The organism is Bradyrhizobium sp. F1.13.3, assembly GCF_040548265.1.
In the GTDB taxonomy this organism is placed as follows: Bacteria; Pseudomonadota; Alphaproteobacteria; order Rhizobiales; family Xanthobacteraceae; genus Bradyrhizobium.
On the sequence record NZ_JBEPRI010000005.1, the window covers coordinates 74,104 to 86,486 of the forward strand.

The window sequence follows — 12,383 nt, forward strand, 5'->3', positions numbered from 1 at the left end:
GGCAACATCGATCGCACAATATCGATCGCAAATGACGGACAGCCCCCTGGAAGCCGTGCTGCGGCGCGATCGCTGGATCGTCGGCGGTGCGATCGTCCTCATTGTCGCGCTGGCATGGAGCTATGTGCTCTGGCTTGCCAACGACATGGACATGGGCGGCATGGACATGACCGAGTTCCGCATGATCCCGGCCGGGACCGGAATCATGCTGCCGGCCAACGAGCCGTGGCGAACGATCGAGTTCGCCTATGTGTTCCTGATGTGGGCGGTGATGATGGTTGGAATGATGGCTCCCTCTGCCGCGCCCATGATCCTGATGTACGCCCGCGTAGGCCGACAGGGCAAAGCGCAAGGCAAGCCATTCGCCGCGACCGGCTGGTTTGCTGCCGGTTATCTTTTCGCCTGGTGCGGCTTTTCGCTGGCAACCACCTTGCTCCAATGGGCGATCGAGCGGGCTGCCCTGCTGGATTCCCGGATGGCGATCGCGAGCAACCTGCTCGGCGCCATCGTGCTGATCGCGGCGGGCGTCTATCAATGGACACGGCTGAAAGACGTCTGCCTCGCCCAATGTCAGTCGCCCTTTCTATTCCTGATGCGCCACGGCGGCTTTCGCAGCGACCTGCGAGGCTGCGTGCTGCTGGGCTTTCGGCATGGAGGCTACTGTGTCGGCTGCTGCTGGGTTTTGATGGCGCTGTTGTTCGTGGGTGGCGTGATGAACGTGCTCTGGATCGCGCTTCTGTCGTTGCTTGTACTTTTGGAGAAAGTCACGCCCTTGGGACGCTGGATCGCGCGCGCTGCCGGCATTGCCTGTGTGGCCGCCGGCGCGTGGCTGCTGCTGGCCTTGCCGCAGTGATTAGGGGTCGCGAACGAGGACCGCGCCGACGGAGCGAACCCTCGGCCGGGAGATCAAAAATCGGAGACTTCTGGAGGCCCCATTCCAGGGTCCGCAGCGCGAACCCGGCGGGCATTGAAGATCGCGAAAAGATCCTTCGCGTGTCTGTTTGCTTGGTGCGCTCGGAGGGACTCGAACCCCCACGATTTTACTCACTGCCACCTCAAGGCAGCGCGTCTACCAATTCCGCCACGAGCGCTTTTGGGGATGCCGGCTTGAGGCTTGAAGGCCAACCGGATCAACGGCGCCGATCTAACAAATCCATCAGAGGGGTACAAGCCTCCAAAGGCCCTGAATTCCACAAGCTTGGCAGGAAAGTTCCGGCTCTTCGCGCCGGGATCGGCCTTTTCCGCCTGCCCAGGCGGCTGCGCGTGCCCGGGCCGCTACCGCGTGCCCAGGCCGCTACCGCGTGCCCGGGATGCGTGGCAGCATCTGCTTGACCTCGACCGCGATCCGGTTGCGGTCGACCAGCACGACGCCGGAGGCGACCGGCAAATTATTGGCCAAAACCTTGACCTCGTCGGCCTCGGTTGCGTCCAGCTCGATGATGGCGCCGCGGGAAAGACGTAATACCTGGTGGATCGGCATGGTGGTCGTCCCGAGGACGACCATGAGATCCACGGTGACTTTGTCGAGAGTAGGCACTTCAGCACCACCGCAACTTGGGACTAGGACTAGGGACTTGGTATTTGCGCCTGCGATCATCACCCGGTTATGGTTAGCCAATGGTTAATTCACCCCAAAACCCCCGCCAAGAGCTCGATTTGACGTCGTTTTCCGCCTCCTCCGGCGAGCCGGTGGAGTGGCGGATTTCGGACGCGCCCGTGCCCTATCCGGAGGCCGTGGCCGAAATGGAAGCGCGCGTCGCGGCGATCGCCGCCGGTGAAGCCCTGGAGCTGGTCTGGCTGCTGGAGCACCCCCCGCTCTACACGTCCGGCACCTCCGGCAAGGAATCCGACCTGCTCGATGCCCGATTCCCGACCTTTGCCACCGGGCGCGGCGGCCAGCTCACCTATCACGGGCCCGGCCAGCGCGTGGCCTATGTCATGCTCGACCTCAAGCGCCGCCGGCCGGATGTCCGGGCCTATGTCGCGAGCCTTGAAGAGCTGATTCTGCGGACACTCGCTGCCTTCAACATCCGTGGCGAACGGCGCGAGGACCGGGTCGGCGTCTGGGTCAAGCGGCCCGACAAGGGACCCGAGCACGAGGACAAGATCGCGGCGATCGGCGTCCGGCTGAAGCGCTGGGTCTCGTTCCACGGCATCGCCATCAATGTCGAGCCGGAGCTTTCGCATTTCGCCGGCATCGTGCCCTGCGGCGTCGCCGATCCGCGCTACGGCGTCACCTCGCTGGTCGATCTCGGCCAGCTCGTGACGATGGCCGATGTCGACGTCGCGCTCCGGCAGGCCTTCGAGGAGCTGTTCGGGCCGACCCGGATGCTGATGCCGGAAGCGGCGGTCTAACTTCCGGTCTCTCTCATTCTCCGCAAAGCCGGAATCAGCTACGGTCGATTCCGGTGTCGCCCACGCCTCCCCCCTCCGCCGGGAAAGCAGATGTCATGCCGGGCGACTAAACCATCGGACCGACTGTTCGAGCGCCAGGCATAAGGAGGGGTTGCGTTTCAGCTCGCAATGGGAGGTTTTTGCGATGAGACTGTCTGCACCCATCTATCATCTGAAGCGAAGAGCGAAGCGCCTGTCCCGCGAGGAAGGCATCCCGCTGCACGATGCGCTCGACCGCATCGCCGCGACGGAAGGCTTTTCCGCCTGGAGCATGCTCGCGGCGAAAGCGGCCGCAGCGACGCCGGCCAACAGGCTCTTCCCGCAATTCCGACCGGGCGACCTGGTGCTGGTCGGCGCGCGCCCCGGCCAGGGCAAGACGCTGATGAGCCTCGAGCTTGCCGTGGAGGCGATGCGGTCGGGCCACCGCGCGGCGTTCTTCTCGCTCGAATACACCGAGAAAGACGTCTTCGATCGCTTTCGGGCGATCCGCGTGGACCTCGCGCAACTCGACAAACTCTTCGAGGTCGACTGCTCCGACGCCATCAGTGCCGACTACGTCGTCAAGCAGATGGCCGCAGCACCGCGTGGCACGGTCGTGGTGATAGACTATCTGCAACTGCTCGACCAGCGGCGGGAAAATCCCGACCTCACCGTTCAGGTGCGCGCGTTGAAATCATTCGCGCGCGACAAGGGATTGATCGTCGTCTTTATCTCGCAGATCGACCGCTCCTATGATCCCTCGCTCAAGCCCTGCCCTGACCTGGACGATGTCAGGCTGCCAAACCCGCTCGACCTGAAGCTGTTCGACAAGACCTGTTTCCTGAACAAGGACGAAGTTCAGTTTCGCATAGCGAGCTGACGATCAGGAGGCCCAACCGGTTCAGGCCGCGGGTGCGGTCGTTCACCCGCGGCCTCGCTCCTCATGCCTTCTCCGGCGAAACCTCGAGCTTGCCGGCGATGTAGCGCCGTTCCTGGGTCAGGCCGCCAAAGCCATAGGCGTCGCCCTTGACCTCGTCGACATGCAGATAGGTCTCGTGATGCAGCGGGCCCAGGATCCCGGCCATGCGCTGGAACATCGCGGCGAGGTAGGTGGCCTTCTCGTCCTTGGTGTTGGTGCCTTCGCTGATGTGGATGTCGATCCAGTAGCTCGCCAGCTTTTGCTCCGCGAGCGACTTGCCGCCGGCGAACCAGTCGCCCGCCTCCACTGACTTCACGATGATGGCGGTGACCTCCGGATCCTTGTGCAGGATTTTTGCGGTAAGCTCGGACACGGCGCTCGCGATGTCGGCTTTCAGCGAAGGCGACTGGCGGGAGGTGGTGTAGGACACGGTGATCAGCGGCATGGTCGTTCTCCTCGGATGTCGCGCAAGTGTTGCGCGGCGTTGGGGAGAAGCTAGACCCGCCCTCCACATTTTGGTATCTTATCTCTGTTGATACCAGTGATAAGATATCATAATGACAGCAACGCTCGACATCGCCACGGTCCAAGCCTTCCTGCTGGTCGCCGACCTCCAGAGCTTTACGCGGACCGCCGAAGCGCTCGGCACGACGCAGGCAGCGGTTAGTCTGAAGCTGCAACGGCTGGAAACGCTGCTCGGCAAGCGCCTCGTCGAGCGCTCGCCGCGCGCAGTCCGGCTCACGGCAGACGGCGCGACCTTCCTCGAGCGCGCCCGCGCCCTGATCGCGGCGCATGATCGCGCGCTGTCGGGCGAGGCGTCAGTCGCGCAGTCGCTCTCGCTTGGCATCTCCGATCACGCCGCAGGCCCCGAACTGGTACCCCTGCTCGAACGCCTGCATGCGATGTCGTCGAACCTCACGCTCGCCGTCACCATCGGTTTCTCGCGCGAGATGCAGGAGGCCTATGATTCGGGCCAACTGGATGCGGTGATCGTGCGCCAGGAAGGCAGCCGCCGCGGCGGCGAGACGCTGGCCGAGGACGAGTTCGGCTGGTTCGCATCACGACGCTTTGCCGTGCCGAAGGGCGAACAGTTGCCGCTCGCGACGCTCGCCCCACCCTGCGGCGTTCGCGCCATCGCCGTGCGCGCGCTCGACAAGGCCGGCCTCAAATGGCGTGAGCGCTTCGTCGGCGGCGGCGTCACTGCCGTGGTGGCAGCCGCGCTCGCCGGACTTGCAGTCGCGCCGCTGGCGCGACGGATCGCGCCTCCCGGGCTGGTCGACATTGGGCCGACGCACAAGCTGCCGAAACTCGGCAGCTCGAAGGTGATGTTGCATTCGAAGGTCAGCGATCCCGCCAAGCTGGCGGCATTGCGCGCGGTGGCGACGACGTTTCGGAGCGTGGCGGCGGTCTGACGCCGCACGGCCTTACAAGATCGCCTCGAACGCGCTTCGCAGCGTCTCGTGGCGAAACACAAAACCGCGGCTTAACGCCTTGTTCGGCAGCACGCGCTGGCCGCCGAGCAGGAGTTCGTCGGCGAAGCCGCCGCCGATCCGGCGCAGCAGGCCGCCGGGAATGCGAAACACGGCGGGTCGATGCAGACGGCGGCCTAGCTCCTCGCTGAACTTTGCGTTGGTGACGGGGATCGGCGCGGTGGCATTGACGGGACCCGTCAGATCAGGCGTCGCCATCACATAGGCGATCAGCCGGATCAGATCGTCGCGCTCGATCCAGGACATCCACTGCCGCCCGGTGCCGATGGGACCGCCGAGCCCGAACTCGAACGGCGTCAGCATGCGCGTGACGAAGCCGCCTTCGGTGCCGAGCACGAGGCCGATGCGCAAATTGACCACGCGGACGCCGAGTTCCTCCGCCGGTCGCGCCGCCGCCTCCCAGGCCGCGCACAGCTCGTGGCTGAAGCAGGCGTGCGACTTCGCCGATTCCGTCAGCACCTGGTCGGCCCACAGGCCATACCAGCCGATCGCAGAGCCGCTGACGAGCACCTCGGGCTTGCGCTCCAGCCGCGCGATCAATCTTACGATCTCGCCTGTCATGTCGATGCGCGACCCGAGGATCTTCGCGCGCTTCGCCTCGGTCCACAGGCCGTTGCCGATCGGCTCGCCGGCGAGATTGACGATGGCATCGATAGGCGTGTCCGAGGCGAGCTGATCGAGGCTGGTGATCAGCGTGACCGGCGGCGGCAGAATATCGGCCTTCGCGGGATTGCGGATCAGCGCAATGACCTGATGCCCTGCTCCGCTGAGGCTCGCTGCGAGGCGGCTGCCGATGAAGCCGGTGGCGCCTGATATCAGCACGGTCTTGCGGCCGGAGAGCTTTTCGACGAGCCCATGTGCGGGAACGCTTCGCATGCGGCCGAGCCGGCGCATCGCCGCGAAATCCCTGAGCCCGCAGAGCGCCGCACCAACCGCACAGGCCATCGCGGCAATGCTGAGCAGGCCCTGATACACGACCGTCACGCCGACGGGCTGCATGGCCCAGTCGATCAGCACCGGCAGCAGCAGCACCAGGATGGCGCCGTAATTGATCGCGAGCAGCGTGTGATTGATCCGCTCGCTCGGCGGCAGCTTCCGGCTCAGATCCTCCTCGACGAAATCCATCAGCGTGATGACGATCTCGGCAACCAGCACCGCGACGACCAGCAGCGCTAGCACACCATAAACTTCGAGCCAGCCGAGCACGAGGAACAGCAGCGCATAAAGCATGTTGCGGATGCCGTGCAGCTTCAGCTCAAAGCGCTGCGACGGACGCCAGGCCAGGCGCTCGGTGAATTCGTGGTGATAGAAGGTGTCGAACACGCCCATCACGATCTGGATGGCGATGAGCGTCCACATGAGCTGTGTCATGACACGGCCTCCTTGAACATGGCGGACTGGTGGATCAGCGCGCCGTAACGCGGATGAACGACATCGAGGGTGAAGCGGAAGGCGCCCTCGCCGAGATCGCTGTGCGTCACCGTGAGTTCGCCCGGCGTCAGCCATCGCGGCAGCGGAATCCACAGACGTCCAAACTGGAGCCCATAACCGGCGCTGCGAAACGTCAGCGCCTGGTCCTCGACTGCGATGCGGAGCGCCATCGAGACGCCGAAGCCGACATATTCCTCGAGCCCGGTCGGGCCGGCAAAGCGTTTGGCGGAATGGATCACTTGCGGAAAGCCGCGCTTGCGCGCGCAGATGCGGGTCCAAGTCTGGCCGCCGCCCCCGGCGTCTTCGGTTACCGTGACGACGATGGGGACGCCGGTGTCGCGGCCGGTCGGCAACGGACCGCCGATCAGGCGCGCGGCTTGGGCGAACCACCAGCCGATGCCGCTGAAGCCGATCTCATCGACCACACCGACATAGACGACGCTGTCGCCGTCGGCGACGCGTTTCGAAAAGCGTCGCCAGGTCGCCAGCGGCAGCCGGCCCCAATCCTCGTCCGACAGCAGCGCGCGGAAGCGGCGATCGTCGAGCAGTTTCGTGTGAGCGAAGGTCGATGCGTTGGAGCCTGATAATCTTGCCGACGTCATCGCACCCTCCTCAAACCTATTTGGTCTTGCCCAGCGGCAGCAGATTGGCGATCTTCTCGCCAAGCCGCATCAAGGCGACCAGCCGCGGCCGCGGCACCTTCAGCATTTGCATGAACCAGTGGTCGGCGAGCTCGGTGAAGGCGAGCATCTCCTTCAGCCGTTTGCTCGCGACCGGATTGATGGTCGGATCGTCGGCGGCATCGGACACGCAGGCCCTGAGCGCTGTGATCGCCGGATCAAGCTCCCGCTCCTTGCGCCGCGCCGCGATCCTGGCAGCGACCTCCCAGATGTCGGTCTCGGCCTCGTAATGGTCACGGCGATCGCCGAGAATCGGGACGCGCCGGATCAGGTTCCAGGCGAGCAGCTCCTTGAGCGAGTTGGAGACGTTGGAGCGGGCCATGCCGAGGGTGTCGGCGATGTCCTCGGCCGTCATCGGCGCCTCGGCCAGATAGAGCAGCCCGTGGATCTGGCTGACCGAGCGATTGACCCCCCACTGGTCCCCCATGTCACCCCAATGCAGGATGAAGCGCTCGACGGCGGCTGGGAGTTTCTTTCTTCCTGTTATTTCTGTCATAACAGAAATATCTGACGAATAGGATCGGCTGTCAAGAGCATCCCCTGGCTTGCGCCCTGCATACGGGCTCGCAATATTGCCTAAAAAGGTTCCAAGCTCGGGGAACAATCCGCCACCTGCGGCGTTTGCCCCCGTTAAGGCAGGGTCCGGGAATGGTCGAGAAGTTCAGTCAGCAGAGAGACTTGTTCGAGAGTGAACGCAGTTTCCGCCTGTTGGTTGAAGGGGTCGCGGACTACGCGCTCTACATGCTCGACCCCACCGGGATCATCACCAGCTGGAACATCGGCGGCGAGCGCATCAAGGGCTATTCGCCCGGGGAGATCCTCGGCCAGCACTTTTCCCGTTTCTACACCGAGACCGACCGCGCCAACGGTAAGCCCGCCCGTGCGCTCGGGATCGCGCGGGACAAGGGCCGTTACGAGGAGGAAGGCTGGCGCGTCCGCAAGGACGGCACCTTCTTCTGGGCGAGCGTCGTGATCGATCCGATCTACGAGGACGGCAAGCTGGTCGGCTTCGCCAAGATCACGCGCGACATCACCGAGCGCCGCAATACCCAGATCAAGCTCGAGGCGATGCAGAAGCAGCTCGCCGAATCCCAGAAATTCGATGCGCTCGGCCAGCTCACCGGCGGGGTGGCCCACGACTTCAACAATCTCCTGATGATCATCAGCGGCAGCCTCCACACGCTGAAACGCGGGGCCGACGACGAAGCCAAGCTTCAGCGCGCGATCTCGGCGATCGAGACCGCCGCCAGGCGCGGCGCGGCGCTGACCAATCAGCTCCTCACCTTCGCACGGCGGCAGAGCGTCAATCCGCAGGCGATCGACTTCGCCGACCGCATCGCGGCGATCCGCGAGGTGCTCGACGCCGGCGTCGGCAGCTCCGTGCGCCTGGCTTTCGACGTCAGCAGCGACGTCTGGCCGATCAGGACCGACGTCTCCGAGCTCGAGACCGCGCTGCTCAACCTCGTCATCAATGCCCGCGACGCGATGCCCGACGGAGGCACGGTGACGATCGCAGCGCGCAATCTCGTGCTCGACGAGGACCCCCTCGTGGGCGAATTCATCGCGATCGACGTCAGCGATACCGGCCTCGGCATTCCCTCCGACGTTCTCGACAAGATCTTCGAGCCGTTCTTCACGACCAAGCCGATCGGAAAAGGCACCGGCCTCGGCCTCTCCCAGGTGCACGGCTTCGCCCATCAGGCCGGCGGCACGGTCCGGGTCGCGAGCGCGCTTGGCAAGGGCACGACCTTCACCATCCTCCTGCCGCGCGGAGAAGACGAGCCATCGCGCGAGGCGGCGGGAGAACCGGCGTTCCAAGGCAGCGGCACGGTGCTGCTGGTCGAGGACAATCCGGACGTCGCCGCCGTCAGCATCGGTCTTCTGGAGCAGCTCGGCTATCACGTGCGCCGGGTCGCGGACGCCGAAGCCGCCTTAAGCGAGATCGAGAAGAACGGCGTCGACTTCGTGTTCTCGGATATCGTCATGCCCGGCAAGATGGACGGGCTCAGCCTCGCCCATCACCTCCGCCAGATCCGCCCCGGCCTGCCGATCCTGCTCGCCACCGGCTACAGCGAAGTCGCCGCAGGCGTGCGCGGCGATTTCCCGATCCTGCGCAAGCCCTACGAGATCCACGAATTGAGCGAAGCGATCGCCAAGCTGCCACGGTGATTCTTTAGCTACACCGTCGGCAACACCGAAAACGCCTCACCTGCCCGGCGCAAGTTCAGCTCATCGACGTCGGCCGTCTCGCTGGTGACGCTGTCGACGCGCGAGGACGGCGGGCCGTGGCGGCACAGCGCAACCATGTCGGCGACGTGGTTCGGCGGCCCTGCGAACAGCGCTTCGACGCTGCCGTCGCGGCGGTTGCGGACCCAGCCCTCGAGACCGCACGTCGTCGCCTGATGCTCGAGCCAGGCCCGATAGCCGACGCCCTGCACGCGCCCGCGGATCATCACCTGGAGGATCGCCCGGCTCATTGTTTCAGTCCGAGGACATCGGCGCTGCGCGCCTTGACGTCGGCCTCCCGCGTGACGCGGCTGATCAAGTCCGATGACGGAAGGCCTTTGAGATTCTTCGGCGCAGTGCCGTCGCGCAGCGCCTTCTGCGTCTCGTAGACGGCCTGCGTTGCGGCCGCGATCGGCGCATGGCCCTGAAGCGCGATGCGAACGCGCCAGCCAGCGAGATCATCGAGCACGTTCAACTCCTCCGGCGCGCCGCCGAGCACGATCGGCAGGCGCGTTGAAGATGCGATGGCCTTGAGCTCGGCACGCGACTTGATGCCGGTGAAGAACAGCGCGTCGACGCCGGCGGCTTCATAGGCCCTGGCGCGGCGGATCGCATCCTCGATCGAGGTGATCGAGGCCGCACCGGTGCGCCCCATGATGACGAGCGACGGATCGCCGCGGCCGTCGAGTGCCGCCTTCATCTTGCCGACGCCCTCCTCCAGCGAGATCAGCTGCGTCTTCGCTGCGCCGAAGCCAGCCGGCAGCAGCGTGTCCTCGATGGTGAGGCCGGCGGCGCCCGCCGTCTCCAGCTCCTGCACCGTGCGGCGCACGTTGAGCGCGTTGCCATAGCCGTGATCGGCATCGACCAGCACCGGAAGTGCTGCCGCACGCGACATCCGCCGCATCTGCTCGGCAAGCTCGGTGAGCGTGATCAGCGTGATGTCGGGATCGCCGAGCACCGCGAGCGAAGCCACCGAGCCGCCGAACATGCCGAGCGGGAAACCGAGATCCTCGGCGATGCGGATCGAGATGGCGTCGTAGACCGAGCCGGGATGGACGCAAGTCCCGCCGGACAGGATCGATCGCAGTTTTTCGCGGCGGGAACGAAAGGCCATGGTGATGTCTCGGTTAGTGCGAATTGCGTCCCGCCGTCGTCCTGGCTTTCGCCAGGACGACATTGAGGCCCCTTACGCAAACTCCAAAATCAGCGCATCCACCGCGAGCGTCGAACCGGCGCTGGCGTGGATCTTCTTCACCGTGCCGTCCTGCTCGGCGCGCAGCACGTTCTGCATCTTCATGGCTTCGATCACCGCGAGCGTCTCGCCCGCCTTGACCTCCTGCCCTTCGGTCACCGCGATCGAGACTACGAGGCCGGGCATTGGACAAAGCAGCTTCTTGCCGGTGTCGGCAGCCGTGGTCACCGGCATCAGCCGCGCCGAGGCTGCTTCCGCTTCGGTCCAGACATAGACCGGCACCTCGACACCCTGATGCGCGAGGCGAATGCCGTTCGCGATCGGGCGCACCTGCACCGCGACGATGTGCCCGTCGATGGTGCCCTGCCAGACCGGATCGCCCGGCTTCCACGGCGACTGCAACAGATGCGATTTGCCAGCCTTGCCGTCGGCATCGAGGAAACGCACCGCGACCGCCTCGCCCTCGCGCGCGATCTCCAGCAGGATCTCCTGACGGTCGAGCCAGACCGCACGGCGACGCTCGCGCTGCACGATGCGGCCGCCCATCTGACCCGAGATCTGCCGCTTGCGCTCGCCGAGCACGTGATCGATGGCGGCGCCGACCGCGGCAAGCCGCCGTGCGACCTCGCCTTCCGGCACACGAACGGCAAACCCCTTGGGGAATTCCTCCGCGATGAAGCCCGTGGAGAGCCGGCCTTCACGCCAACGCGGATGATGCATCAGCGCCGACAGGAACGGGATGTTGTGGCGGATACCGTCCACGTAGAACGAGTCCAGCGCGGTGGCCTGCGCCTCGATCGCGGCCGCGCGGGATGGCGCGTGGGTGACGAGCTTGGCGATCATCGGATCGTAATGGATCGAGATCTCGCCGCCCTCCTGCACGCCGGTGTCGTTGCGCACCGTGATGCCATCCTGGCTCGCTTCCGCCGGCGGACGGTATTTCACCAGGCGACCGATCGAGGGCAGAAAGTTGCGGAACGGGTCCTCGGCATAGAGACGCGATTCCACGGCCCAGCCCGTCAGCGTGACGTCCTTCTGCGTGATTGCGAGCTTCTCGCCGGCGGCGACGCGGAGCATCTGCTCGACGAGGTCGACGCCGGTGACGAGCTCGGTGACGGGGTGCTCGACCTGGAGGCGCGTGTTCATCTCCAGGAAGTAGAAGCTCTTGTCCTGCCCCGCGACGAATTCAACGGTGCCGGCGGAGTCGTAATTCACGGCCTTGGCGAGTGCGACGGCCTGCTCGCCCATCTTGCGGCGGGTGGCTTCGTCGAGCAGCGGCGAAGGCGCTTCCTCGATGACCTTCTGGTTGCGGCGCTGGATCGAGCATTCGCGCTCGCCGAGATAGATCACGTTGCCGTGCTTGTCGCCCAGCAGCTGGATCTCGATGTGGCGGGGGTCGACGATGAACTTCTCGATGAAGACGCGGTCGTCGCCGAACGAGGCCTTGGCCTCGGCCTTGGCGAGGTTGAATCCCTCTGCGACCTCGGAGGTCGAATGCGCGATGCGCATGCCCTTGCCGCCGCCGCCGGCGGAGGCCTTGATCATCACGGGATAGCCGATCTCGTCGGCGATCTTGACCGCGTGCGTGGCGTCCTCGATGACGCCGAGATAGCCGGGCACGGTCGAGACTTTTGCCTTCGCCGCAGCCCTCTTGGATTCAATCTTGTCGCCCATCGCCGCGATCGCGCCCGGGTTGGGGCCGATGAAGACGATGCCCGCCGCCTCCAGCGCGCGCGGGAACGCCTCGCGCTCGGACAGGAAGCCGTAACCGGGATGCACGGCTTCGGCGCCGGTCTTGCGGCAGGCCTCCACGATCTTCTCGATCACCAGATAGCTCTCGGCCGCAGCCGGCGGGCCGATCAGCACGGCCTCGTCGGCCATCTCGACATGGAGCGCGTCGCGGTCGGCCTCGGAATAGACCGCGACCGTTTGAACTCCCATGCGGCGAGCGGTCTTGATGACCCGGCAGGCGATTTCGCCGCGATTAGCGATCAGAATGCGTTTGAACATGCTTTTCTTGAGTCTCGACCTTGGGCGGGACCCTTCCCTGGCCGTTGGGGCCTATAGGACGG

13 protein-coding genes and 1 tRNA gene are annotated in these 12,383 nt (G+C 65.3%); 5 read left to right on the plus strand and 9 right to left on the minus strand.

The features are described 5' to 3' along the window. The first annotated feature begins 31 nt into the window (after positions 1 to 31). On the plus strand, positions 32 to 853 hold the full coding sequence (locus tag ABIB66_RS15450) for a DUF2182 domain-containing protein (protein ID WP_354209356.1): 822 nt from the start codon (positions 32 to 34) through the stop codon (positions 851 to 853). A 153-nt stretch (positions 854 to 1,006) separates the two neighbouring features. Here the strand turns inward: ABIB66_RS15450 and ABIB66_RS15455 are convergent. Further along, positions 1,007 to 1,091 (minus strand) — tRNA-Leu (locus ABIB66_RS15455). Between the two features lie 203 nt (positions 1,092 to 1,294). Continuing rightward, positions 1,295 to 1,537, minus strand: a complete 243-nt coding sequence (locus ABIB66_RS15460; protein WP_007603171.1) for a FliM/FliN family flagellar motor switch protein — start codon at positions 1,535 to 1,537, stop codon at positions 1,295 to 1,297. A gap of 80 nt (positions 1,538 to 1,617) precedes the next feature. Here ABIB66_RS15460 and lipB point away from each other — a divergent pair, with 80 nt between their 5' ends. Then, on the plus strand, positions 1,618 to 2,355 hold the full coding sequence (lipB, locus tag ABIB66_RS15465) for a lipoyl(octanoyl) transferase LipB (RefSeq protein WP_354209355.1): 738 nt from the start codon (positions 1,618 to 1,620) through the stop codon (positions 2,353 to 2,355). Between the two features lie 184 nt (positions 2,356 to 2,539). Beyond that, positions 2,540 to 3,253: a DNA helicase gene (locus ABIB66_RS15470; RefSeq protein WP_354209353.1), complete on the plus strand. Its 714-nt coding sequence runs from the start codon at positions 2,540 to 2,542 to the stop codon at positions 3,251 to 3,253. 61 nt (positions 3,254 to 3,314) lie between these two features. Here the strand turns inward: ABIB66_RS15470 and ABIB66_RS15475 are convergent, their stop codons facing one another. Next, positions 3,315 to 3,737 (minus strand): tautomerase family protein, encoded by a 423-nt coding sequence (locus tag ABIB66_RS15475; RefSeq protein WP_354209352.1) that lies wholly within the window; start codon positions 3,735 to 3,737, stop codon positions 3,315 to 3,317. Positions 3,738 to 3,849: 112 nt separating this feature from the next. Between ABIB66_RS15475 and ABIB66_RS15480 the strand changes: the two genes are divergently transcribed. Further along, on the plus strand, positions 3,850 to 4,704 hold the full coding sequence (locus tag ABIB66_RS15480) for a LysR family transcriptional regulator (RefSeq protein WP_354209351.1): 855 nt from the start codon (positions 3,850 to 3,852) through the stop codon (positions 4,702 to 4,704). A gap of 12 nt (positions 4,705 to 4,716) precedes the next feature. On the opposite strand, the gene ABIB66_RS15485 is transcribed toward ABIB66_RS15480, so the two are convergent. Genes ABIB66_RS15485 through ABIB66_RS15495 form a run of 3 tightly spaced genes read right to left on the minus strand, consistent with a single transcriptional unit; the run spans position 4,717 to position 7,389 of the window. Beyond that, the gene (locus ABIB66_RS15485) at positions 4,717 to 6,153 is read right to left on the minus strand and encodes a TIGR01777 family oxidoreductase (RefSeq protein ID WP_354209350.1); all 1,437 of its coding nucleotides are present in this window, start codon (positions 6,151 to 6,153) and stop codon (positions 4,717 to 4,719) included. Further along, positions 6,150 to 6,815, minus strand: coding sequence for a DUF4166 domain-containing protein (locus ABIB66_RS15490; RefSeq protein WP_354209349.1), 666 nt, complete (start codon positions 6,813 to 6,815; stop codon positions 6,150 to 6,152). The genes ABIB66_RS15485 and ABIB66_RS15490 overlap by 4 nt, the downstream gene beginning before the upstream one ends. Positions 6,816 to 6,831: 16 nt before the next feature. Beyond that, positions 6,832 to 7,389: a GbsR/MarR family transcriptional regulator gene (locus ABIB66_RS15495; protein ID WP_354209347.1), complete on the minus strand. Its 558-nt coding sequence runs from the start codon at positions 7,387 to 7,389 to the stop codon at positions 6,832 to 6,834. A gap of 152 nt (positions 7,390 to 7,541) precedes the next feature. Between ABIB66_RS15495 and ABIB66_RS15500 the strand changes: the two genes are divergently transcribed. After that, a complete protein-coding gene (locus ABIB66_RS15500) occupies positions 7,542 to 9,062 on the plus strand; it encodes a PAS domain-containing hybrid sensor histidine kinase/response regulator family protein (RefSeq protein WP_354254990.1) in 1,521 nt (506 codons plus the stop codon). Between the two features lie 8 nt (positions 9,063 to 9,070). Here ABIB66_RS15500 and ABIB66_RS15505 read toward each other — a convergent pair whose 3' ends face one another. The 3 genes from ABIB66_RS15505 to ABIB66_RS15515 form a co-directional block, all read right to left on the minus strand. Continuing rightward, positions 9,071 to 9,370 (minus strand): acylphosphatase, encoded by a 300-nt coding sequence (locus tag ABIB66_RS15505; RefSeq protein WP_354209345.1) that lies wholly within the window; start codon positions 9,368 to 9,370, stop codon positions 9,071 to 9,073. Further along, positions 9,367 to 10,233, minus strand: a complete 867-nt coding sequence (locus ABIB66_RS15510) for an isocitrate lyase/PEP mutase family protein (RefSeq protein WP_354254991.1) — start codon at positions 10,231 to 10,233, stop codon at positions 9,367 to 9,369. Before ABIB66_RS15510 ends, ABIB66_RS15505 begins: the two co-directional genes overlap by 4 nt. A gap of 72 nt (positions 10,234 to 10,305) precedes the next feature. Beyond that, entirely contained in the window at positions 10,306 to 12,321 is a 2,016-nt protein-coding gene (locus ABIB66_RS15515; protein ID WP_354209343.1) for an acetyl-CoA carboxylase biotin carboxylase subunit, read from the minus strand. Positions 12,322 to 12,383: the final 62 nt, after the last annotated feature.